A 23,933-nucleotide genomic window follows, 5' to 3' on the forward strand; every position below is an offset into this window, starting at 1 on the left:
GCACGACCTTTGCAAAGCCCGCCGACGCAGATATCGCCACTATCCATCAAGCGGTTCGTGCCCGAATGACATTGAGGCACGAAACAAATGACCTGATAGAAAATGTCAATCGACACACCCCTAGATTTAAGGGGGCAGCGGGATCGCGACCGCGTTGCAAAATTAGCAAACGATAATATTAGATACCGATAATTTGAACACTTTAGGAACATTCTAAAAACCTGTCGGCACCGTTCAAAACGGATTGCCAGACGGTCATAGAGAATATCTATCATATTCTGGTCGAAGCAGTCACCATACAGCTACTCTGAAACCGTTTGCAAAAACTGCGGACAAGCCGGCTCTCATGGGCCAGCTTTCTCAGGCCTCTCCGAAACAAAATGCCCGGCTCGCGATTGCATCGCAACATCGTGATGAAACACCACCGTACGATTTGCCGCCTTCCGCGTTACCTGCCGAGCAACTCATCTCGGCAGCGACGGAACAGGCCAAATTACGATGATCCCCACACAGTTCTCCTACCCGAAGAAGGGGTTGCTGCCGCGGCTTGCAGCCATCGGCTGTGCCGTTGCACTTGCCGGCTGCAATCTGCAGGCAGAGGAGGAAGCAAAGCCACCGCGCCAGCCAACGGAAGTCGGGATTGTGACGGCGATGACAGAAGACGTGCCGCTCGTGAACGAGCTTGCAGGTCGCACATCCCCGTTCGAGACTTCTGAGGTCAGACCCCAGGTGTCAGGGATCATCGAGGCTCGCTCGTTTACCGAGGGTGCTTTCGTCAAGAAGGGCGACACGCTCTACCAGATCGATGCAAGCCTGTTCGACGCCTCGGTTGCGGAGGCACGCGCCAATCTCGAAAGCGCACGGGCGGGCGAAGACAACGCGCGGATCGAATTCGAACGTTTAAAGCCCCTGGCGCAAAAGGGAGCGGTTAGCGAGCAGGCGTTTACGGATGCCACTGCAGCGCTCCGGTCTGCCACTGCGGCCGTCGCGCAGAACAATGCGAAGCTTCAGACCGCGGAGATCAACCTGCGCTACAGCAAGGTGACCGCGCCGATCAGCGGCAGGATCGGCCGTTCGCTGGTGACGACAGGTGCGCTCGTATCGGCTCAGCAGACGCAGGCCTTGGCGACCATCCAGCGCCTCGACCCAATCTTCGTCGATATTCAGCAATCCTCGACCGCGCTTCTGAAGCTGCGAGATGCGATGGCCTCGAGCGAATTGTCCAAGGACACGGCCGAGGTGCGTTTGAAACTGGAAGACGGTCAGGAATATCCGCTTCCGGGCAAACTCCAGTTTACCGATGTCACCGTCAATCCGTCGACCGGATCTGTCACACTTCGCGCCGAGTTTCCGAACCCCGACGCCATCCTGCTGCCAGGCATGTATGTCCGCGCAGTTCTCTCACAGACTCAAGCGAAGGACGCGATCCTCGTGCCGCAGCAGAGCGTGACGAGGAGCCCGACGGGAGAGGCAAGCGCGCTCGTGGTCGGCGAGGGAGATACCGTCCAGCGGCGTGGGCTACAGGTCGCTCAGGCTGTCGGCAATCGCTGGCTTGTGACGGAAGGCCTTGCTCCCGGAGACCGGGTCATCGTTGAAGGCGTCTCCAAGGTCAAACCCGACGACAAGGTCAAGATTGTTGACTTGGGTAAGAAGCAGACCGCAGAAGCAACTGAGAACAAGGCGGTCCCCGCGCTATGATCAGCCGTATCTTTGTCGATCGTCCAATCTTTGCCTGGGTGATCGCGATCGTGATCATGTTGGGTGGTATCGGCTCCATCCTGACGCTTCCGGTCGAGCAGTATCCGGATATCGCGCCGCCGCAGGTGAACATCCGCGCCAATTACACTGGGGCTTCTGCTGCAACGCTTGAAACCAGCGTGACACAGGTGATCGAGCAGCAGCTTACCGGCATCGACGGCCTCATCTACTTCACGTCGACCTCCAGCGCCGAAGGCCAGGTCACGATCGCGGTAACATTCGACAAGGGCACCGATCCCGATATCGCACAGGTTCAGGTTCAAAACAGAGTGCAGCAGGCTCTCTCTCGTCTGCCCCAGCAGGTGCAGCAGCAAGGTCTCACCGTTACAAAGTCCAACAGTGACTTTTTGCTTGTCGCCGCAGTTTACGATGAAACCGATAAGGCGAAGGATTCCGACATTTCGGACTACATTGCCGCCAATCTCCAGGAGCGGATCGGTCGCCTTCCCGGCGTCGGCGATACCAACCTTTTCGGCTCGCAATACGCGATGCGCATCTGGCTCGACCCGGGTCGTTTGTTTTCATACGGGATGATGCCGTCGGACGTCATCACCGCGATCGAGGCGCAGAATACGCAGGTTGCGGCCGGCCAGATCGGCGCCCAACCCTCCCCCGACACGCAGATGCTGAATGCGATCGTGACCGCCCGTTCGCGCCTGACGACACCGGAGGAGTTCCAGCGGATCGTCATCCGCACGGACGAAAGCGGCGCACGTGTCACCTTGGCGGATGTCGCCCGCGTCGAACTCGGACAGGAAAGCTATACGCGCTTCACCCGTTTCAACCGTCATCCGGCATCCGGCATTGCCGTTCAGCTTGCCCCCGGCGCGGACGCGCTTGAAACGGCCGAGCTGGTGAAAGCGGCTATCGATGGCGAAGCGGCAAACATGCCGGATGGCTACCGCGTCACCTACCCTCGTGACTCCACCGAGTTCATCCGGCTTTCTATCGAGGAAGTGGTGAAGACACTGATCGAGGCGATCGTTCTCGTCGTCATCGTCATGTTCGTCTTCCTGCGCAGCTGGCGTGCGACGCTGATTCCAGCACTTGCCGTCCCGGTCGTCGTGCTCGGCACGTTCGGCGTGCTTGCACTGTTCGGATATTCGATCAACACGCTCACCCTATTCGGACTGGTCCTTTCGATCGGTCTTCTGGTCGATGACGCGATCGTCGTCGTCGAGAATGTCGAACGAGTCATGGAGGAGGAGCCGGACTTAAGCCCCCGAGACGCGACGCTTCGCTCGATGGGTGAAATCCAGACGGCGTTGATTGCGATCGCGCTGGTCCTGTCGGCGGTGTTTGTTCCGATGGCATTCTTCGGCGGCTCAACCGGGGTCATATACCGGCAGTTCTCGGTTACTGTTATCTCCGCAATGGTTCTGTCGGTCGTGGTGGCGCTGGTGCTGACGCCGGCCCTGACCGCAACACTGATGAAACCACGCGGAAAAGAGGATGCGCCAAAGCGAACTGGCGGCCTGATCCGGCGGTTTGGGACGATGTTCGACCGCGGTTACGGCTGGGTTCAAAAGACTTATCTCGCGGCCGTCACGATCGCCATCCGCAGGATCTGGCTTTCGATCATCGCCTTTTGTACGCTGGTCGGCGCCGTCGTGTTTCTCTTCCTCCAACTTCCCGGCGGCTTTCTTCCGGTCGAGGATCAGGGTTACGGCGTGGTTCAGTACACCCTTCCTCCCGGCGCAACCCGTGTTCGCACGGTCGAGACGGCAGCCGCGATCGAAGACCACTTCCTCGGACCGGAGCAGGCGAATATTGCTGGCCTGTTTACGATTTCGGGTTTCCGTTTCAGCGGTTCCGGCCAGAACGTCGGTCAGGGTTTTGTGCAATTCAAGCCATGGGACGAACGAGTGGGCGAAGAGAACGCGGCCGCCTCGATTGTGGCGCGTGCCACAGCCGCGCTCGGGCGCTCCTTGCGCGACGCCCAGTTCTTTGCGCTGACACCGCCATCGGTGCAGGGACTGGGTCAGTCCAACGGCTTCACCATGCAGCTTTTGAACAATGGCGATCTCAGCCTGACGGAATTCAAGCAGCGGCGCGATCAGCTTCTCGCTGCGGCGACTGCGGATCCGACACTTGCGCGCGTACGTCCGAGCGGACTTGAAGACGTCCCGACGTTACAGATCGACATAGACGACGAAAAGGTCGGCGCACTCGGGATCCAGCAGTCCGATGTCGATGCAACCCTGAGCGCAGCCTGGGGTGGCGTCTATGTCAACGATTTCGTGGACCGTGGGCGCGTGAAGCGGGTCTACGTCCAGGGTGATGCCGCCCACCGCGGCGCTGTCGAGGATCTCGACGGCTGGTATGTGCGCACGGCAAGCGGCGAAATGGCACCTTTCTCTTCGTTTGCCAAGACGAGCTGGTCCCAGGCGCCGACAACGCTGACGCGGTTCAACGGGTTGCAGTCCTACGAAATCCAGGGACAAGCGGGACCGGGCCTAAGCTCCGGTCAGGCAATGGACCGTATGACGGAACTGGCAGCGGATCTGCCGGGAACGTCGGTGGCCTGGAGCAGTCTCTCGTACCAGGAAAGACTGTCCGCCGGACAAGCGCCCATCCTGTACGGGCTGTCGCTTCTCGTCATCTTCTTATGCCTTGCAGCACTTTACGAAAGCTGGTCGATCCCGTTCTCGGTCATGCTCATCATCCCGCTTGGCATCATCGGAGCGGTCTGTGCTGTCACGTTGCGCGGACTGGAGAACGACGTTTACTTCCAGATCGGCCTTCTGACCACGATGGGCCTTTCTGCAAAGAATGCGATTCTGATCGTCGAGTTCGCGGAACAGGCGGAACGGGCCGGCAAGAGCGCTTACGATTCGGCCATGGAAGCCGCCCGCCTGCGGCTAAGACCGATCCTGATGACCAGTCTTGCCTTCATCTTCGGCGTTTTGCCGCTTGCAATTTCGTCCGGCGCGGGTGCACAGAGCCGCATCGCGATCGGTACGGCGGTCATCGGCGGCATGATCACGGCGACGATCCTTGCAACGCTTTACGTCCCGCTGTTTTTCGTGCTCGTACGGCGCATCTTCAGCGGTCGCAAAGCTAAGGCAGAAAATCTGGAGGCCAAGACAGAGACCGCATAGCACCAGCATGTCCTTATAGATGCGGCTGTCCTTCTCGCGCGGTCCGGTTAAAACCACATGATCTACTTCACAAGCGACACCCATTTTGCCGATACTCGCGTGTTGCGCATCGACCGGCGACCGTTCCCGGACATGGTCGCGCACGACGAGGCACTCATTCAATACTGGAATGATATAGTCGGCGCTGACGACGATGTCTGGCATCTCGGCGATTTCATGTCGGTACGCGGTGGCGATTGCGATGGGCTACTGGCGAAGCTCAACGGCCGCAAACACCTGATCATCGGCAATAACGACCCGGAGACCACGACGTCGGCCAGTGGCTGGACGTCCGTGCAGCACTATCATGAGCTTCATATCGACGATGTCCATCTGATCCTCTGCCACTACGCGTTTCGCACCTGGAACAAGATGGGCAAGAAATCGATCAACCTCCACGGCCACTCGCATGGCCGGCTCAAACCGCTGCCACGGCAGTTTGACGTTGGCGTCGATGCGCAGGGGCTTCGGCCGGTAACGCTGGAGGATGTCGTCAAGAAGAAGGCAGCGCCAAAGGTCGCCTCTGTCGTGACGCAGGGCGGCGGACATGCGAACGGATAGAAGAGAGCGGTTTTTGTTGAAAAGGGAATTCCAACTTCTGGGCGCTGGCGCTTTGATGGTCGCGGCTGCCTTTGCCGACCCTGTCGCTGCCGAGACCGCACCTCCGGAACCAACCAAAGAGACGGAGTGCCTCTACGAGCGGCGCGACGGCGACGAAGCGCTCTGCATCGCCAAGGAGACGTTCAACGTCGATCTCTGTCACGCAATCGAACATTTCGCGACAGAACAGAAGATGCCGCCCGCCTTTTTCGCCCGCCTGATATGGCGTGAAAGCCTGTTTCGGCCTGAAGCAGTCAGCCCGAAGGGCGCGCAGGGTATCGCGCAATTCATGCCCGATACCGCCCGTTTGCGCGGCTTGGACAACAGCTTCAACGTCATCGATGCGCTCGATGCTTCGGCCAAATATCTCGCTGAAATGAAAGACAAGTTCGGCAATTTTGGTCTCTCGGCAGCCGCCTACAATGCCGGAGAGGCAAGGCTTCAGCGGTTTCTCGGTTCAGGAAGCCTGCCGATGGAGACGCGGGACTACGTCTTCGCGATCACAGGCTATCCCGCGGAAGTCTGGAGAGACAATGCTCCGGCGGTTGCCGCACCCGATCTGGACCCTCAAAAACCGTTTAAGGACGCCTGCGTCGCGCTGGCGGACACTCGGCGCATCAACGATCCGGTTCTCGGTGCGTCAGCCGACTGGGCGCCCTGGGGTGTCCAGCTCGCCGCGCATTATAACCCTGGCGTTGCCGGCCGGCTATTTGCCGCCTCGGCTGCGAAACTTCCCTCGCCGCTTAATGCCGAACGCGCACTTATCGTGCGCCAGCGCGGCGGAAATTTCGGTCGTCGTCCGCGCTACGCAGCCCGCATCGGTGAGGAAAGCCGGGCCGCTGCAGTCAAGCTTTGCAATGAAATTAAAGCCCACGGCGTTTCCTGCACGGTTCTCAAGAACCGCTGAAACTCTGTGTCCCGAGTGCGGCGTCGGCACCGATTATGAGAGATCGTCGGCGAACCTTACTCGAACTCCATGATCAGTTCATCGACCGCGAGGCTCTGGCCGGGTACGGCTGTCACCCGCTTTACCACGCCACGACGTTCCGCCTTCAGGACATTTTCCATCTTCATCGCCTCGACAGTCGCCAGCGTCTGACCTGCTTCGACCTGATCGCCCACGCCGACCGTGACCGAGGTGATGACACCGGGCATCGGGCAGAGCAGCATTCGCGACATATCCGGCGGGACCTTGACCGGCATCAGGCGTGCAAGCTGCGCAACACGCGGTGAACGCACCCGCGCCCTGACATCCATACCGCGCCAACGTAGCCGGATGGCCGATCCGATCAGATCGATTTTCACTTCGGCAACTCTGTCACCGATGGTAAAACTGGCAAGTCGCTTGCCGGGCAGCCAGTCCGAAGAGATCGCGAAGCGACTGCCATCTGCAAATACGACGGCGCTTTCTGCCGATCCGGTCTCGATCGTGACCGTTTCCTCAGCGTCTGCCAGTGCCACGATCCAGTCCTTGGCCGTCACGCGGCCAGCGGTCGCAAGCGTTCCTGAGATCTGCAGCGCCCGCTGCCTGATCATCTGATGCGCAAACGCCGCAATCACTGCCAGCGTCCGCAACGCATCCGCATCGGGATGCACACCGGAAAAGCCATCGGGAAACTCCTCGGCGATATAGGCCGTCGTCAAGTTGCCGGAGCGGAAGCGCTCCTGGCTCATGACCGCCGACAGGAAGGGTAGGTTGTGGCCGATGCCCTCGACCTCAAAACCGTCGAGCGCAGTCGCCATCGCATCGATCGCAGCCGTCCTGTCTTTCGCCCAGGTGCAGAGCTTGGCGACCATCGGGTCGTAGTACATCGAGATCTCGCCACCCTCGAAGACGCCGGTATCGTTGCGCACGATCGTGCCATCATGCTTGACGCCCTCGACCGGTGGACGGTAGCGGCTGAGCCTGCCGATCGACGGCAGGAAATTGCGATAGGGATCTTCGGCATAGAGCCGGCTTTCGATCGCCCAGCCTTCAAGCTTCACGTCGTCCTGGCTGAGGGCCAGCTTTTCGCCAGCCGCGATCCGGATCATCTGTTCGACGAGATCGACGCCGGTAATTAGCTCCGTCACGGGATGCTCGACCTGCAGCCGGGTGTTCATTTCGAGGAAGTAGAAATTCCTGTTGCCGTCGACGATGAATTCGACTGTGCCTGCGGAGAAATAACCAACGGCCTTTGCGAGCAAGACGGCCTGCTCGCCCATCGCTTTCCGGGTCTGCTCATCGAGGAAGGGAGACGGCGCTTCCTCGATAACCTTCTGGTTTCGCCTCTGGATCGAGCATTCGCGCTCCCCGAGATAGAGCGTGGTCCCGTGCTGGTCGCCGAGTACCTGGATCTCAATGTGACGCGGTTGCGTCACGAATTTTTCGATGAAGATGCGATCGTCGCCAAAGGAAGACTTCGCCTCGTTTTTGGATGACTGGAAACCTTCCCGGGCCTCGGCATCGTTCCAGGCGATCCGCATGCCCTTGCCGCCACCGCCGGCAGACGCCTTGATCATGACCGGATAGCCGATCGAGGAGGAAATCTTTACGGCCTCATCGGCATCCGCAATGAGATCCATGTGACCCGGCACGGTCGAAACGCCCGCTTCGGCGGCGATCTTCTTGGACGTGATCTTGTCGCCCATCGCTTCGATCGCCCTGACCGGCGGACCGATGAAGATGATGCCGGCTTTCTCGAGCGCTGCTGCGAACAGGGCGTTTTCCGACAGAAACCCGTATCCAGGGTGGACGGCATCTGCGCCTGTTTTCGCGACGGCATCGAGAATACGGTCGATGACGATATAGGACTGGTCGGAAGGTGCTGGACCGATATGAACCGCCTCATCCGCCATCCTCACATGCAGCGCATCACGATCAGCGTCCGAGTAGACGGCGACGGTTGCGATACCCATCCGCTTGGCGGTCCGGATGACCCGGCAGGCAATTTCGCCGCGATTGGCGATCAGGATTTTCTTGATCATGCTTAGAGCCTCACAGCGGGATTGTGTCGTGCTTTTTCCAATGGGTCTGCACCTGCTTGTCGCGCAACGAGGCAAATGCCCTTGCGATACGACGGCGCGACGAATGCGGCATGATCACATCGTCGATAAAGCCACGCTCTGCCGCGATAAACGGGTTGGCGAACCGCTCCTCGTATTCCCCGGTGCGGGCTGCGATCTTGTCCGGATCGTCAAGCTCCGACCTATACAGGATCTCGGTCGCACCTTTAGCGCCCATAACGGCGATTTCAGCCGTCGGCCAGGCATAGTTGATATCGGCGCCGATATGCTTGGACGCCATCACGTCATACGCGCCCCCATATGCCTTGCGGGTTATCAGCGTCACCATCGGCACGGTGGCCTGCGAATAGGCAAACAGCAGCTTTGCGCCGTGCTTGATGACGCCGCCATATTCCTGCGCCGTGCCCGGAAGGAAGCCCGGCACATCGACCAGCGTAAGCAGCGGAATGGAAAACGCATCGCAGAACCGCACAAACCGCGCCGCCTTGCGCGACGAATCGATATCGAGGCAGCCGGCCAGCACCATCGGCTGGTTAGCAACGATGCCGATCGTCTGTCCCTCCATGCGAATGAAACCGGTGATGATGTTTTTCGCAAAGGCTTCCTGGATCTCGAAGAAGTCGCCTTCATCGGCAAGTGCCGTGATCAGTTCCTTCATGTCATAGGGCTTGGCCGCGCTATCTGGGATCAGCGTATCGAGCCGCATCTCCAGCCGCGACGGGTCGTCATGGACAGGGCGAACCGGGGGCTTCTGGCGATTGTTGAGAGGCAGAAAGTCGAACAGCTGTCTGACCGCTTCCAGCGCTTCCACGTCGTTTTCGAATGCGGCATCCGCGACCGAGGATTTCTGGGTATGGGTCGTGGCGCCCCCCAGTTCTTCGGCGCTCACGATCTCGTTCGTCACGGTCTTCACCACGTCCGGGCCCGTCACGAACATATAGGACGTGTCACGCACCATGAAGATGAAGTCGGTCATGGCAGGCGAATAGACGGCGCCGCCGGCGCATGGTCCCATGATCACCGAGATCTGCGGGATGACGCCGGAAACCTCGGCATTGCGGCGAAACACTTCCGCATAGCCGCCGAGCGAGGCGACGCCTTCCTGAATACGAGCGCCGCCGGAATCGTTGAGGCCTATGACCGGAGCTCCGACCTTTACCGCCATATCCATGATCTTGCAGATCTTCTGGGCATGGGTTTCGGACAGAGACCCGCCGAGCACTGTGAAATCCTGGCTGAAGACATAGACCTGGCGCCCGTTGATGGTGCCCCAGCCGGTCACGACACCGTCGCCCGCCACCTTCTGGGTCTCCATGCCGAAATCCGTGCAGCGATGGGTGACATACATGTCGAACTCCTCGAAGGAGCCCTCGTCCAGCAGGACCTCTAGCCGCTCGCGCGCCGTCAGCTTGCCCTTCGCGTGCTGGGCGTCGATCCGTCTTTGGCCCCCTCCGAGACGCGCCTCAGCTCTGCGTTGTTCCAGCTGTTCGATTATCTGCAGCATGCGTTGTCGTCTCCCATCCCCTCGTCCCCGTGCCCCAGCTAAGGCTGATGCGACAGCGGCGCGCCTTATGCCTTCGCGATCAAAGATGAAGCTGCGGCTTCGTCTAGAACTATTGCTAACCGCTTGCCGGAGATGACGCCAGCCCCTCCGATAGGCTGACGTCCACATCCATTCCAAGTTCCCCCGCCCTCGCGGAAGCGGACAATCTGGCAGCTCAGCGAAGCATATATCGCCGCCAGGGATGCTCTTCGCGGAAGCCTAAAACTTCGCGGGCCTTGCGGTTCGAGAGCGGCGCTTCATCCCGACCCATCTCGCGCCAGACCGGCGTATCCGGACAATATTTTGCGAGGAATTCGGCGGTTGGCAGCTCGGCGGTGATCGTGTCGTTGACTGCGTTGAAGACCTGATAGCCAAGCCCGTCTTTCTCCACGCAGAGATGGACGATCTGACCAAGGTCGCGCGCGTCGATGTAGCTCCACGCATTGCGTTTTCGCGACATCGGCTGTTCAAGGAAATCTGCGAAATTGTCGTATTCGTCAGGCTCGATCACGTTTCCGATGCGCAGAGCATAGACGTCGGCTCCGTAGCGCATGGCAAAGGCTCGAGCGGTTTTTTCGTTGACGACTTTCGATAATCCGTAACTGTCCATCGGATCGCTGTCGTAATCTTCTTCCAGCGGAAACGCGTGGAAATTCTTGTCACCTTCGGCAAAGCAGACGCCGTAGGTCGTCTCGCTTGAAGCAATCACGACTTTGCGTACGCCGAGCTTCATGGCGGCTTCCAGCACGTTATAGGTGCCCATGACATTGGCTTCGAATGTTTTGTTATCAGGCTCGATCAGCACGCGTGGAACCGCTGCGAAATGGACGACCGCATCGGGTGCCGATGGCGGTGCGCCGTCTTCGAAGCCGGAGAACCCGAAATGCGTCGTCAACGCATTGAAGACCTGGCCGCTGTCGGTGATATCCGTGATCAGCGTATTCACGCCGGGCATATCGAGCGGTTTCAGATCGACATTCAGGACCGAGTATCCCTTCGCCAGAAGATACGATACCGCATGCTTGCCGGCTTTTCCGGTGCCGCCAGTGAAAACGATCCGCTTTGTCATGTTTCTGTTCCCTTCCCATATGTGAGCCATAACCGCCATGCCGGGCGGTTATGGTAGTCCGCGGCAACGTGATCGTCACGCCCCTCCGCGCAGCCTTACGTCGCAGCCGGCCAATCGTTGGCGGGTTCCTCGACAACAGCCTTGTCGCTGGCGCGATCAGGCTCATCGGTTTTCGGAAGCCGCAGATCGACCCCTGTCTTTGCTATGACATCGAGCACATCGCTCTGGGATGCTCCAGCTGCAACGTATTCGTCGACGAGTGCCTCAACCTTCTGGCGAAGTTCGTTTGTCCAATGGCCTTCCATCACTCAGCTCCTTTTTTAAGATCGTCTAACAACTCTATCCATACAGGTGCATGGTCGCTCGTGTGGGCCCAGCCCCGAACATGCGTGTCGACCTCGGCTCGCGAGAGGTCGTCTGCGAGACCTGGGCTCAACAGGAAATGGTCGAGGCGAAGTCCTGCGTTTCGCCCATACGCATTCCGGATGTAGTCCCAGAAGGTGTAGATGCGCTCGTCGGCATGTAACCTGCGAATGGCATCCGTCCAGCCCTGCGCGAGAAGCTCCCTGAATTCATCGCGAACTTCGGCCCGGAACAACGCATCATCTGCCCATCGCTCAGGCTTATAGACGTCGAGTTCGGTCGGTATGATGTTGTAATCACCAGCGATGATGACCGGAACGTCTAATTCTATCAGCTCGGCGGCATAGTCCTGCAGTCGCGACAGCCACGCGAGCTTGTAATCGAATTTCGGGCCGGGTGAAGGATTACCATTCGGAAGATAGACGTTGCCGATGAGGATACCGTTCACAAGGGCTTCGATATATCGGCTTTGGACATCGTCAGGATCGCCAGGGAGGCCCTTTCGAGTCAGCAACGGCTCTTCGCCGCGCGCTAGAATCGCCACGCCATTCCAGGATTTCTGCCCGTGCCACACGGCGCCGTAACCGGCTGCTTCAATGGCTTTGATGGGAAACTTTTGATCAGGCGCTTTGAGCTCCTGCAGACACACGACATCAGGCTGCGATTCCTCCAGCCACTGGAGGAGGATATCGATCCGCCCGTTGATGCCGTTGACGTTGTAGCTGGCTATTTTCACGCGAATTGTACCCGAGTGCGACTATCGAGTTCGCGGCCCAGCCTAAATTTGCGGTGCTGCGTGTTGGTTTTGACAAAGCACAAGTTGACAGATCGATGCCGCCTTGCGCAGTCGCCGGCAATTGCCCGGCATAAAGAAAGGGCGGCCATGAAGACCGCCCTTTCAGAATATGGATCAGATCGGAGTGTTGGTGCGGTAGCGACCGCGCTCGGCGTCGATCTGGTCCTGTGTGTAAGGATCAGCCTTGTCGTCGAACTGCGACCAGCCATCATTGGTGTATGCTGTGCGACGCTCGTTGAGATCGACAGAACGCGAACGGGTCAGGATCGCTTCCGAAGCCACTGCCTTGTCGTCATCGACCTTGGCGACGACCAGCGAACCGCCGCGGCGTACGCCTTCGGCATAAAGGTGGGCGTCCTTCTCCGACACACCGGATTCGATCATTGCACCGACGATACCGCCTGCTGCGCCACCGGCCACTGCGCCAGCGACAGCACCCGCTGCCGTTGCTGCAAGCCAACCAGCTGCTACAACCGGGCCAACGCCTGGGATTGCGAGCATTCCGAGACCGGCCAGAAGACCACCGGCGCCACCAGCGACGGCACCGATGCCAGCGCCTGTGCCCGCGCCTTCAGCAGCGTTGCTGCCCTGGCCTTCGATATCTTCTTTGCCGTTCTTGTGCGACACGATGCTGATGTCGTCGGATGACACGCCAGCATCTTCGAGAGCCTTCACCGCGGCGCGGGCGTCATCGTAGCTGTCGTAAAGTCCAGTAATGGTACGCATGGGAATTTCCTCTTCGTATTCGTTATTGTTGTTGGGACGATCAGGCTTACTTCGCCATCACCACATTGCCCTGGAAGTCCAGCGCCACGTTGCCGTGCTTGCCGTCCTTGGTACCCATGGCGCGCCAGATGCCCTGGTCGTCCAGCTTGAGACCGGAGACTTCCGCGTAACCGGCTTCTTCGATTCTCGATTTTGCCTGCGCCTCTGTGAAGCTGTTCTTGCCAGCAACCGGCGCGGCCGGATTTGTTTCGCCGGAGGTGCTCACCGCTGGTGTCGTCTCGGTCGTCTTAGGCTCTGTCTGAGCCAGAACGGCGGATGCCGAAAGAAGGACTGCAGCGAGGCCAAAGCTAAGTTTTTTCATGGTGTTCCTCCAAGTTCTGCATTCACTTTCGAATGCGCGGAGGACAACCCGCGGAGCCGGATTTTGTTCCGTTGAGATTAGGCACGGCGGATCAACCAAGGACGCGCATCCGCGTTCACCCACGATACGAACACGGTTGGTCCCGATCTCACCAGTTGGTGAAAGAGCCGTCATCGCGGCGCAGGTGCGGCGGCTCGCTGTATTCGAAGCTCGACGCCTGAAGAAGCGATTCATTGACATCGACACCGAGACCCGGCTCGTCCGGCACGCGGTAGAAGGCTCCATCCATCCCGATCTGTTTCGGGTAGGTTGCGGGGTCACCGAAACCCAGCTGCTCTGTCGGTGAGTTGCGGCATTCCAGCCAAGCGAAGTTGGCGACGGCTGCGGCAAGGTGGACGGAGGCCGCCGTGCATACGGCGCCAAGCGGCGCATGCGGCATGAGGTCGACGTAATGCGCCTCGCACCAACCGGCAATCTTCATCGCTTCGGTGAAACCGCCGACATTGCAGATGTCGATGCGGCAGAACTGCAGGAGGTCACGTTCGACATAGGGAAGGAATTGCCATTTCGACGAAAACTCCTCGCCGATAGCAAACGGTATCTCCGTCATTCTGCGCAGTGCTTCGTAGGCACCGGGCGTCTCGTCGCGGATCGGTTCCTCGATGAAATCCAGAGTGCCCCGCGGCAGCTTTTGACAGAACGAGGCGGCCTCGGCGACGCTGAGGCGATGATGGTACTCGACGCCAAGCGTTATCTCATGACCCACGGCCTCGCGCACCCGCGTGACCCACTCGGCCGTCGTCGCGATCGACTCGCGCGGTTCGAAACGATCGCTATTTTCCTGGCCGGTGGCGATCATCCGGATGCACCGCCATCCCTGGTCTTTCAAAAGCAGCGCCTGCTCCACCATCTCTGGTCCCGGTTCGGCAGAGGTTGTCGCGAAGGCCGGCACCCGGTCGCGCTGCCGGCCTCCGAGCAACTGGTAGACGGGCACTCCGAGCGCCTTGCCCTTGATATCGTGAAAGGCGATGTCGAGGGCAGAGATCGCCGCCGTCAACACCCGGCCGCCCTCAAAATACTGGCTTCGATACATCTCCTGCCACAGCGCGCCGCAATGCATCGGATCGCGACCCATCAGAAACCGGCTGTAGTGATCGATCGCCCCGAGAACCGCCTTCTCTCGATATGACAGGCCCGACTCGCCCCAACCATAAATCCCCTCCTCCGTTTCCACCTTGAGAAGCAGTTGGTTGCGAACACCGAGTTTGGTGACATAGGCCTTTATCGCCGAGATTTTCATGAGAGCCGAGCCATGCTTGTCGGAGATCGGGTGGACTGAGCGTCAGGCAACCATCAGCGCGCCGCCCAGTTTGCACCACGTCTGAAGATCGTCTTCATCTGCGGCACGTCGAATTCCTTCGCCACATGGCCAAGCGACGAATAGAAGACGCGCCCTTTGCCGTATTTGCGCTTCCAGACGACAGGCATGACAACGCCGTCGATCCAGTAGGCGTGATCGCCATTGAACGTGGTCGTCGCAAGCACCTCGTTCGAAGGGTCCACGTGCATGTAGTATTGCTCGGACGTGTATGGGAAATCACTGATGCCCTGCATCAACTCGTCGTCCGGGCGGGTCACATTGACGGTGTAGTCGATGATGTTGCCGGGGTGGGCCACCCACTGGCCGCCAATGATGAACTGGTATTCGACGCATTCGCGAAACGCGTCACCGGCGCCACCGTGGTAACCGGCGATGCCGACGCCGTTTTCGACGGCAGACGCGAGGTTTTTCGCCTCTTCCTTCTCGATCTTCGACATGGTCATGATCGGCACAATCAGGGACAGGTCGTGAATGGAAGGATCTGCAAACGCTTCCGTCGTGTTTTCAAGATAGACCTTGAAACCATCTTCCTGAAGAATGTCCCTTATGACATGAGCGCATTCCTGCGGTTCATGCCCGCTCCAGCCACCCCATACGATCAAAGCTTCGCGCATATCAGTCTCCTCCAGTGTGGTGTCAGCGGGCGATCTGCCCGTCTATCAAGGATTGCGAAAGCGGTGCCGGCCGCTCGGGCTTGGTAGTGATGTCAACGGTCTGCCCCTTGTCCGCCGCGGTGCCGAAGGCTTCCATGACCTCAAGGACATGCAGAGCCAGGTCGCCGCTTGCCCGATGCGGGCGGTCGGACAGGATGGCATGAGCCATGTCCGCAACGCCGAGCGACCGGTAATTGCCATCCGCATAGGGTTCCGTCGTCGGCTGCAGCTCGAAGCTGCCGCCTTTCTTCAGCAGCTGAATGTCGCCGCCGAAGTGGTTCGGATCGGGGACAATCAGCGTTCCCTCGGTACCGTAGACCTCGAGCGGCACATGCTTGTGACCCGCGACGTCGAAGCTCATGTTGATCTGCACCACGGCTCCGTTTTCAAACGCCATGACGCTCGAAACATGCGTGGGAATATGCACCGGGATCTTCTGGCTGTTGCGAGGTTCGCTGGTGATCGTGCGCTCGTTGCGCGGAGTGACCGCAAAGCCCGCGACTTTGGCAACCGGACCCAGAAGGTTGACGAGGTCGGTGATGTAGTAAGGCCCCATATCGAGCATCGGGCCGCCGCCGGCCTCATAGTAGAAATCCGGGTTTGGATGCCAACGTTCGTGGCCGGGGCACATGAAGGTGGCGGTTCCGCCAACCGGCGTTCCCAGCACGCCCGTATCGATGATCGACCGCGCCGTCTGGTGCGAGCCGCCGAGGAACGTATCGGGTGCCGCGCCGATCCGAAGACCAGTCGTCTTCGCGGTCTCTGCCAGCTTCTTGCCTTCCGCAAAGGTAATCCCGAGCGGCTTTTCGGAATAGGTATGCTTGCCATGAGCAAGGGCGCGAAGACCGACCTCCACATGCGCCTTGGGCACGGTTAGGTTGACGATCAGCTGGATCTCCGGATCGCCGAGCAACTCATCGATGCTCTTGGCCGCAAGGTTGAACTCGCCGGCTCGCTGCTCGGCCAGACCGTGATTGAGGTCGGCGATGCCGCGGATGTCGAGGACCGGGAAAGATGCCATCGCTTTCAGATAGGCTGACGATATGTTGCCGCATCCGATGATGCCGATGCCGAGTTTTTGCATAGTCTCCTCCCAAAGTTGCAAATATGTGGTTCGCCTGCGCTAGAGGCTCGAAGCGGGACCTGTCGTTCCCCAGGGCGACTCGTAAAGCTCCCGCAGAGCGACGACCGCCGCTCCCTGCGCCCAGGCTTCATCGGTCGACTGGTCGAAAACCAGTTCGGCGACTTCGCTGATCGAGCTCGGAATAGCGCGGGAATAGGATTGCTGCAGGCTGTCGGTAAACGCGGCGCCAAGGCCCAGCGTCGAGCCGACGATGATGACGCGGGGCGGACCGAAGAGTGTGACGATGTTGGCAATCGCCAAGCCGACCGCTTCGCCGGCCCTTACGGCAGCGCCCGACAATGGGTTGTTCTCGATGGCGATCAGCGCTTGTGCATGCGCCATGCCGCGCCCAAGCCTGACGGCTTCGGCGAAATGACCGACCATTTGCTGCTCACCGAAAATGGCTGTCTCGCCCGCAATCGCCGAAAGCCTGAGCGTCTCCTCGGATGTCGCCCCGAGCACCAGATCGCCGAGATTATGACTGAGACCACCAGCGCCACGGAACACCTGGCCGTTGTGAAGAAGTGCAAGGCCCAATGTCTGCTCCAGCGAGACGATGACGAAATCGTCGAGATCCCGGGCCTGACCGAACCAGTGGTGCGACAAGGCGATCGCGTGCGCATCGCTTTCGACGATCGTCGGTAGGCCAAGCCGGCTCGTCATCTCCTCGGCAAAATTGATATCCGTCTCGCGAAAGATCGGGCTGGAGCGCACCTTTCCGGTGCGATGTTCGACAACGCCCGGCAGGCCCAGGCACACTGTGTCGATGTCGCTCAGCGAAATCCCGGCATCGACGATGCACCGGCGCACGCCGTCTTCGACCAGATCGCTGATGACGGCGATCGGCAACCTGTCAACGCGGACCGGAATGGTGAGCTGCGACAGAACCTCGCCGCAGAAATTCGTCAGGGCGAAAACAAGACGATTGGTGGCGATCTTGGCGCCGACGACGCGTGCCGCATCCGGGTTGAGCTCCAGCATCACGCGCGGCCTGCCGCGGGCCGCCGTATTTCTGATGTCACCCTCATGCCTGGTCAGGATCAGCCCGTCGTCGAGCAGCGATGCGGTGATAGCCGAGACGGTCGTGGTCGACAGCTGCGAACGTTCGCTGATCTCGACCCGGGAAATCGGGCCGCGCCTGCGGATCTTGTCCAGCACCGTGAAACGATTGATCGCCCGCATCAATTCTGGATCTGCAGTCTTCATGGAAAGCCGGATGCCCGTATCGCTATGACGTTTGATTCCGATATTTATGTCGGATCGCGAATTAAATAGCGTCGACGAACTGCCTCTTGTCAAGCCAATGTGAGCAAAACTTCAGCGGGTGCGGTTGACAATGATGTAAATGTCGTTTGAATTAATCCGCATAAGGGAAAAATTGAGGATGGTTGTTTCCCTTTGGAGGAGGAAGAATGACCTATCACCACAACGCAACGTCCTATACGGGCGTTCGGATCACTGCGCTCGCCGCAGCCACTGCACTTTCGACGCTTTTCGGGACCCATACGGCAACTGCTGCACAAACGGTCGTCAAGTGGATGCACGTCGAAACCGTACCCGCCTATATCAAGACGTGGGAAGACATCGCCAAGAAATATGAAACGCAGCATCCGGATGTCGATATCCAGCTGCAGTTTCTCGAAAACGAAGCGTTCAAGGCCAAGTTGCCGACGCTTCTGCAGTCCGACGCGGCGCCTGACTTCTTCTACAGCTGGGGTGGCGGCGTTCTTCGTCAGCAGTCCCAGACGGGCGCCCTGATGAACCTGACAGAGGCCATGAACGCAAACGGCGGCGAATGGGCCAAGACCTACAAGCCAGCCGCCGTCGCCGGCCTGACATTCGATGACAAGATCTATGCCGTCCCTTACCGCATGGGGACCGTCAGCTTCTTCTACAACAAGGAGTTGTTCGCCAAGGCAGGCGTCAAGGCCGAAGACATCAAGACCTGGGACGATTTCCTGGGAGCGGTCAAGACGTTGAAAGGTGCCGGCATTGCACCGATCGCAGGTGGCGGTGGCGATAAGTGGCCGCTGCATTTCTACTGGAGCTTCCTCGTCATGCGCAATGGCGGCGAAGCGGTGTTCGAAGCCGCCAAGAACAAGGAAGGCGAAGGCTTCATGCACCCTGCGGTGATCAAGGCCGGCGAGCAACTGGCAGAGCTCGGGAAGCTTCAGCCTTTCCAGAACGGCTATCTTGGCGCCAACTGGCCGCAGACGCTTGGTGCGTTCGGCGATGGACGGGCTGCAATGCTTCTCGGCTTTGAAAATACCGAGCCAAACCAGCGCAAGAATGCCGGCGACGGCAAGGGGCTTGCTGCCGACAACATCGGCCGCTTCGGGTTCCCGATTGTCGAAGGCGGCGCCGGCAAAGCCACCGATACGCTGGGCGGGCTGAACGGCTGGGGCGTCAGCAAGAACGCTTCGCCGGCGGCTGTCGATTTCCTCCGCTTCCTGACCAGTCAGGAGATGGAGCGGCAGATGGCCTCCGAAGGGATGATCATTCCTGCGGCTGTCGATGCCGAGGAAGGCTTGAAAAACCCGCTGATGCGGGAATCTGCCGATCAGCTTGCCGCATCCACCTGGCACCAGAACTTCTTCGACCAGGATCTCGGTCCATCGGTTGGCCGCGTCGTCAATGATGTCTCGGTCGAAATTCTCGCCGGGCAGATGACCGCCGAAGAGGGAGCGCAGGCAATCCAGGACGCGACCGAACTGGAGTAAGCCGAAAAGCCGGTGGCGGCAGCGCCGTCACCGGCAACGGCACTTCTGAATTGGTGCGACAAGGATAGACCGGATGAACAACATGACCGCGAAGATCAGCGGCGCCTCCGTCATGGGTGTGCCGGAAAAGGTCCGCTACAAAAGCCCGACCGCGCGTGGCCGATTGCCGGCGCTGATCATCTTCCTGCCGCCTGCCCTGCTTCTGTTCACGCTCTTTGTGATCCTGCCCATGGGCGAAGCCGCGTGGTACAGTTTCTATCGCTGGAACGGCTACGGCACGCCGACCGAATTTGTGGGCGTTCGCAATTTCGAGGTGCTGTTCAACAACGCCGCCTTTTCGACGGCTTTGATCAACAATGGCCTGATCATCGTCGTGTCCCTGCTGCTGCAGGTGCCGCTGGCAATCTGGCTCGCTGTGATGCTCGGCAAGAAAATCAGGGGCGTCGTCGCATTCCGGCTGATCTTCTTTCTACCTTATGTTCTGGCCGACGTGGCCGCCGGTCTCATCTGGCGCTTCGTCTATGACGGTGACTATGGATTGTTCGCCGCAATCGCCGGCTTTCTCGGCGTTGCGACGCCCTATGTTCTGGCCGACAGAGACCTTGCGATCTACGCGGTGCTGGCGGTCGTCATCTGGAAATATTTCGGCTTTCACATGATGCTGTTCATCGCCGGCCTCCAGTCGATCGACAAGAGCGTCATGGAAGCGGCCGAGATCGACGGTGCGACCGGCTGGCAGAAATTCCGCTACGTCACCTTGCCACTGCTCGGATCGACCGTGCGCCTGTCCGTCTTCTTTGCCATCATCGGATCGCTGCAGCTGTTCGACCTGATCATGCCGCTGACCGGCGGCGGTCCGTCGAACTCGACGCAGACCATGGTCACCTTTCTCTACACCTACGGCGTCACGCGCATGCAGGTCGGATTGGGAAGCGCCGTCGGCGTCGTCCTGTTCGTCATTTGTGTAACGATCGCATTCGGTTACAAAAGGATATTCATGCGCAATGACTGACACATCGTCCACAGTCCGCGTGTCCACAGCAACGCGCCTCTATGTCTATGTTTCGCTGTCGCTGGTCGCTGCCATCGTGCTGGTTCCGCTGGTCACAACGGCACTGGGCGGCTTCAAGACGCTCGGCGACCTCCGGCTCAATCCGTTCGGACTGCCCAGCGAATGGGTCTGGTCCAACTATGTCGATATCCTGTTTGGCGAGCGCTACTGGCGCCAGATGATGAACTCGCTGATCATCGCGGGTGTTACCGTGTTCCTGACACTGGTGGTCTCATCGATGGCGGCCTTCTGTTTTGCGCATATCCGCTTCTTCGGCTCAAACCAGCTGCTCAACTACTTCCTGATCGGGCTGATGTTTCCGGCAGCAACGGCAATTCTCCCGCTGTTCATCCGTATTCGCGATCTTGGCCTGCTCGACTCCTATTGGGGCGTGATCCTGCCGCAGGTCGCATTCGGGCTCGGTATGAGCATCCTTCTGTTCCGCAACTATTTCCGCAACCTGCCGGAAGAGCTGTTCCAGGCGGCCTTTGTCGATGGCTGCGGCTATATCCGCTTTTTCTGGTACATATCGCTGCCGCTATCGCGGCCGATCGTGGCAACCGTGGGCATCGTCACCTTCGTCAGCAGCTGGAACAGCTACATCCTGCCGCTGATCATGCTGAACACCGAGAGCAAATATCCGTGGCCTCTCGGCATCATGGTCTATCGCGGTGAGTTCGGCACCGATTGGCAGCTGGTGCTTGCCTTTATCACGCTCACCATCCTGCCGACGATCATCGTCTTCTTCCTGGCCCAGAAACACATCATCGCAGGCCTTACCGCCGGCGCCGTAAAGTCTTGAATTGAAGGATTAGCATCATGGCATCGGTTGGCCTTACAAACGTTCGCAAGAGCTACGGCGCGCTCCAGGTGGTTCACGATATCTCGCTGTCGGTCGATGACGGCGAGTTCATCGCCCTGGTTGGGCCGTCGGGCTGCGGAAAGTCGACGCTGCTGCGCATGATCGCGGGGCTTGAAGACATCAGCGACGGCGAAGTCACGATCGGCGGTACGGTGGTCAACGCCATGACGCCCCGGGAACGCAACATCGCCATGGTCTTCCAGTCCTACGCGCTCTACCCGCACATGACGGTCGGCGAGAACATGGGCTTCAACCTCAAGCTTGCCGGTGTCACCAAGCCTGACATCGCCACCCGCGTCGGAGAAGCAGCCCGCATGCTGGCGCTCGAAGATCTTCTGGACCGCAAGCCCAGCCAGCTTTCCGGCGGGCAACGACAGCGCGTCGCGATGGGACGGGCGATCGTGCGCGATCCAGCCGTGTTTCTGTTCGACGAGCCCCTCTCCAACCTCGACGCCAAACTTCGCGTCCAGATGCGCACCGAGATCAAGGCGTTGCACCAGAAGGTCGGGACGACGTCCATCTATGTGACGCATGACCAGATCGAAGCGATGACCCTTGCCGACCGGATCGTGGTCCTCAATTCCGGCCGCATCGAGCAGGTCGGCACGCCGATGGAGCTCTACCGGACACCCGCCAACCTCTTCGTCGCGGGCTTCATCGGCTCGCCCGCCATGAACCTGCTCGACGGCACGATCGACGGCGAAAACGACAGACCGGTCGTTCGTCTGGCGGAAGGATCCGCAATCGACATTTCACCGCTGCGCAAGGTCCGTCGCGGCCAGAGCGTCAAGCTCGGGCTCCGCCCGGAACACCTCACGGCCGGCGGCGACAATATCGGTGGAGAAACGCTGCTCGTCGAACCGACGGGCGCCCAGACGCATGTGCTGTTTGAATTCGCTGGCCAGCAGATGACCGCCATTGTCGATGGAGACCATCCCGTGCGACACGGAACGCAGTTTCGCGCCGGCATCGACAAAAACCTCGTCTACGTCTTCGACCGGGAAAGCGGCGTGAGCCTCTGACGCCAATTCAGCGCTGCACGTGATCGGGCGGGTCGTGTGCCCGCGCGGCTCATCTGCGTCACAATGTCCTCGTGGTTGCAACGCATTGCATGGGTTGCCGTAACTCATTATGACCTTGGGCTGCATGATGAGCTGATAGGCGAGATGATCCGGCGTTTTGGGCAGATTAGACAGGTAGGGTTGCGCATTCTCTGCAGCCTTGCGTTTCTGCTGCTTGGATTTGCCAATTCCAATCCGACCGCCAATGCGCGCTCGATCGAGACCATCGCGATTGCGTCCTACATCCTCCCGGACGGAAGTCTGCCTGATCTTTGCCTTCCCTCGGAAGCCGGGAAAACGCATCACCATAAAGGTGAAAGCAAGATCTCCTGCGACGCCTGCCGGCATGTGACGGCATCAATACTGCCACTGCCGACAGATACGTTGGGTGCGCCGATCCTGCGCGAGATCGTGCACGCGAATTCCGGAACCCACGAAAGCCCGCCTCGGTTCGTCCTGCTGACTGGCACCTCGGCCAGAGGGCCTCCTGTTCGTAGCTGATGAGAAAGCAAAACCAATTCTGCTACGTCAAAGGCGAATACCCATGTCGACAATCCGAGCGAAATTTCTTGTAGCGGCCGTGGCATTGATGCTGCCCAGCACCGCATCTTCCCAGCACATGCATGCACCCGGGACCGGCGATATCACGATCGAGTCCGCATATTCCCGCGCCATGCTGCCGGTGGCAAAGGTCGGCGGGGGGTACCTGACGATCAACAACTCCGGTGCGGCCGACCGGCTGGTTGGCGCAAAGTCGGATCGTGCCGAAGACGTCCAGATCCACGAGATGAAGATGACCGGCGCCGTGATGGAAATGCGGGAACTGGACAAGGGCATCCCCGTGCCGGCCAAGTCTACCGTCAAGCTGGAACCCCGTGGCTATCATCTTATGTTCACGAATGTCTCTAGACCTTTCAAGGAGGGCGAGACGCTGGCGGTCACGCTCATTTTTGAAAAGGCCGGGCCGATCGAGGTCGATTTTGCCGTCGGACCGTTTGCCGGTGCGCAAAAGCCTCATGCCGCTCATGAAGGTCACGACTGATGATGAAGAACCCGTTCATGCTGGTTGCAACGACAATCTCGGCAATCTTCATCACTGTCCTCGTCGGAATCCTCTTCTTCACGTTCAAGGATGAGCCAAGAAACACCACATTCAATGCCGCGTTTTCTCTGATCAACGATCGGGGAGAAGCGGTCGATCAGTCGATCTTCAAGGGCAACCCGTCACTGGTCTATTTCGGCTACACGCATTGCCCGGAAGCCTGCCCGACGACGCTTTATGAAGTTGCTGGATATCTCAAGGAACTGGGTGAAGATGGCCTGCCGATCAAAAGCTACCTGGTCACGGTCGATCCGGAACGGGACACTCCTGACATTATGAACGGCTATGTCACCGCGTTTTCCGACCGGATCACGGGGGTGACCGGAACGCCTGAAGAGATCCGGCGGGTGGTCGCCGGATGGCGCGCATTCGCGGAAAAGAAGCCGAACAAGAGTGGCGGCTATTCCATGAGCCACACGATGGACCTGTTCCTGATCGGTGCGGATGGCCGGTTGAAGGGGCTCATTCCCTATGGCTCAGATCCCGACGTCGCCATCAGCAAGATCCGCAGCGCGCTCCTGTAGTCTCACGAGCGGGGTCATAGCTCATGGCGGCCATCGAACCAATGTAGATGCCGACAAATACGCATCGTTTCTTAAATTAAGCCATGCTAATCTA

22 protein-coding genes are annotated in these 23,933 nt (G+C 59.4%); 11 read left to right on the plus strand and 11 right to left on the minus strand.

From position 1 onward, the window contains the following. The first annotated feature begins 498 nt into the window (after window positions 1-498). The 4 genes from ACQY1P_RS01685 to ACQY1P_RS01700 are packed head-to-tail and all read left to right on the plus strand — an operon-like array spanning window position 499 to window position 6,405. On the plus strand, window positions 499-1,698 hold the full coding sequence (locus tag ACQY1P_RS01685) for an efflux RND transporter periplasmic adaptor subunit (RefSeq protein ID WP_430253659.1): 1,200 nt from the start codon (window positions 499-501) through the stop codon (window positions 1,696-1,698). Continuing rightward, the gene (locus ACQY1P_RS01690; RefSeq protein ID WP_430253661.1) at window positions 1,695-4,859 is read left to right on the plus strand and encodes an efflux RND transporter permease subunit; all 3,165 of its coding nucleotides are present in this window, start codon (window positions 1,695-1,697) and stop codon (window positions 4,857-4,859) included. Before ACQY1P_RS01685 ends, ACQY1P_RS01690 begins: the two co-directional genes overlap by 4 nt. 57 nt (window positions 4,860-4,916) lie before the next feature. After that, window positions 4,917-5,459 carry a hydrolase gene (locus ACQY1P_RS01695; protein WP_430253663.1) on the plus strand — a complete coding sequence of 181 codons (543 nt, stop codon included), beginning with the start codon at window positions 4,917-4,919 and terminating at the stop codon, window positions 5,457-5,459. Between the two features lie 55 nt (window positions 5,460-5,514). After that, window positions 5,515-6,405 carry a lytic transglycosylase domain-containing protein gene (locus ACQY1P_RS01700; protein WP_430253884.1) on the plus strand — a complete coding sequence of 297 codons (891 nt, stop codon included), beginning with the start codon at window positions 5,515-5,517 and terminating at the stop codon, window positions 6,403-6,405. A gap of 56 nt (window positions 6,406-6,461) precedes the next feature. Here ACQY1P_RS01700 and ACQY1P_RS01705 read toward each other — a convergent pair whose 3' ends face one another. The 11 genes from ACQY1P_RS01705 to ACQY1P_RS01755 form a co-directional block, all read right to left on the minus strand. After that, complete coding sequence (locus ACQY1P_RS01705) at window positions 6,462-8,465, minus strand: acetyl-CoA carboxylase biotin carboxylase subunit (protein ID WP_430253665.1); 2,004 nt, start codon at window positions 8,463-8,465, stop codon at window positions 6,462-6,464. 10 nt (window positions 8,466-8,475) lie between these two features. Beyond that, complete coding sequence (locus ACQY1P_RS01710; protein WP_430253666.1) at window positions 8,476-10,008, minus strand: acyl-CoA carboxylase subunit beta; 1,533 nt, start codon at window positions 10,006-10,008, stop codon at window positions 8,476-8,478. Between the two features lie 214 nt (window positions 10,009-10,222). After that, a complete protein-coding gene (locus tag ACQY1P_RS01715) occupies window positions 10,223-11,116 on the minus strand; it encodes an NAD-dependent epimerase/dehydratase family protein (RefSeq protein WP_062578031.1) in 894 nt (297 codons plus the stop codon). A 95-nt stretch (window positions 11,117-11,211) separates the two neighbouring features. Further along, on the minus strand, window positions 11,212-11,421 hold the full coding sequence (locus ACQY1P_RS01720) for a hypothetical protein (RefSeq protein ID WP_092663073.1): 210 nt from the start codon (window positions 11,419-11,421) through the stop codon (window positions 11,212-11,214). Continuing rightward, window positions 11,421-12,215, minus strand: coding sequence for an exodeoxyribonuclease III (gene xth, locus ACQY1P_RS01725; protein WP_430253668.1), 795 nt, complete (start codon window positions 12,213-12,215; stop codon window positions 11,421-11,423). The genes ACQY1P_RS01720 and xth overlap by 1 nt, the downstream gene beginning before the upstream one ends. Window positions 12,216-12,389: 174 nt before the next feature. Then, window positions 12,390-13,001: a general stress protein gene (locus tag ACQY1P_RS01730; protein ID WP_062459654.1), complete on the minus strand. Its 612-nt coding sequence runs from the start codon at window positions 12,999-13,001 to the stop codon at window positions 12,390-12,392. Window positions 13,002-13,047: 46 nt separating this feature from the next. Continuing rightward, the gene (locus ACQY1P_RS01735) at window positions 13,048-13,362 is read right to left on the minus strand and encodes a hypothetical protein (protein ID WP_062459650.1); all 315 of its coding nucleotides are present in this window, start codon (window positions 13,360-13,362) and stop codon (window positions 13,048-13,050) included. Window positions 13,363-13,510: 148 nt separating this feature from the next. Then, on the minus strand, window positions 13,511-14,662 hold the full coding sequence (locus tag ACQY1P_RS01740) for a mandelate racemase/muconate lactonizing enzyme family protein (RefSeq protein WP_430253670.1): 1,152 nt from the start codon (window positions 14,660-14,662) through the stop codon (window positions 13,511-13,513). Window positions 14,663-14,715: 53 nt separating this feature from the next. Then, window positions 14,716-15,357, minus strand: a complete 642-nt coding sequence (locus ACQY1P_RS01745; RefSeq protein ID WP_062459644.1) for a ThuA domain-containing protein — start codon at window positions 15,355-15,357, stop codon at window positions 14,716-14,718. A 22-nt stretch (window positions 15,358-15,379) separates the two neighbouring features. Further along, window positions 15,380-16,480: a Gfo/Idh/MocA family protein gene (locus ACQY1P_RS01750; RefSeq protein WP_430253672.1), complete on the minus strand. Its 1,101-nt coding sequence runs from the start codon at window positions 16,478-16,480 to the stop codon at window positions 15,380-15,382. A gap of 39 nt (window positions 16,481-16,519) precedes the next feature. Further along, complete coding sequence (locus tag ACQY1P_RS01755; protein ID WP_430253674.1) at window positions 16,520-17,725, minus strand: ROK family protein; 1,206 nt, start codon at window positions 17,723-17,725, stop codon at window positions 16,520-16,522. 206 nt (window positions 17,726-17,931) lie between these two features. Between ACQY1P_RS01755 and ACQY1P_RS01760 the strand changes: the two genes are divergently transcribed. From ACQY1P_RS01760 to ACQY1P_RS01790, 7 genes are all read left to right on the plus strand, one after another. Further along, window positions 17,932-19,239, plus strand: coding sequence for an ABC transporter substrate-binding protein (locus tag ACQY1P_RS01760; RefSeq protein ID WP_062578044.1), 1,308 nt, complete (start codon window positions 17,932-17,934; stop codon window positions 19,237-19,239). 112 nt (window positions 19,240-19,351) lie between these two features. Then, window positions 19,352-20,251: a carbohydrate ABC transporter permease gene (locus tag ACQY1P_RS01765; RefSeq protein ID WP_092663466.1), complete on the plus strand. Its 900-nt coding sequence runs from the start codon at window positions 19,352-19,354 to the stop codon at window positions 20,249-20,251. Next, window positions 20,244-21,092 carry a carbohydrate ABC transporter permease gene (locus ACQY1P_RS01770; protein WP_092663089.1) on the plus strand — a complete coding sequence of 283 codons (849 nt, stop codon included), beginning with the start codon at window positions 20,244-20,246 and terminating at the stop codon, window positions 21,090-21,092. Before ACQY1P_RS01765 ends, ACQY1P_RS01770 begins: the two co-directional genes overlap by 8 nt. 17 nt (window positions 21,093-21,109) lie before the next feature. Next, the gene (locus tag ACQY1P_RS01775) at window positions 21,110-22,174 is read left to right on the plus strand and encodes an ABC transporter ATP-binding protein (RefSeq protein WP_092663091.1); all 1,065 of its coding nucleotides are present in this window, start codon (window positions 21,110-21,112) and stop codon (window positions 22,172-22,174) included. A gap of 144 nt (window positions 22,175-22,318) precedes the next feature. Continuing rightward, on the plus strand, window positions 22,319-22,714 hold the full coding sequence (locus ACQY1P_RS01780) for a hypothetical protein (protein ID WP_430253677.1): 396 nt from the start codon (window positions 22,319-22,321) through the stop codon (window positions 22,712-22,714). A 43-nt stretch (window positions 22,715-22,757) separates the two neighbouring features. Continuing rightward, complete coding sequence (locus tag ACQY1P_RS01785; protein ID WP_430253679.1) at window positions 22,758-23,255, plus strand: copper chaperone PCu(A)C; 498 nt, start codon at window positions 22,758-22,760, stop codon at window positions 23,253-23,255. Beyond that, window positions 23,255-23,839, plus strand: a complete 585-nt coding sequence (locus ACQY1P_RS01790) for an SCO family protein (RefSeq protein ID WP_430253681.1) — start codon at window positions 23,255-23,257, stop codon at window positions 23,837-23,839. The genes ACQY1P_RS01785 and ACQY1P_RS01790 overlap by 1 nt, the downstream gene beginning before the upstream one ends. Window positions 23,840-23,933 lie beyond the last annotated feature (94 nt).

This window comes from Neorhizobium sp. DAR64872/K0K18, from assembly GCF_050500175.1.
Lineage (GTDB): Bacteria > Pseudomonadota > Alphaproteobacteria > Rhizobiales > Rhizobiaceae > Neorhizobium > Neorhizobium soli.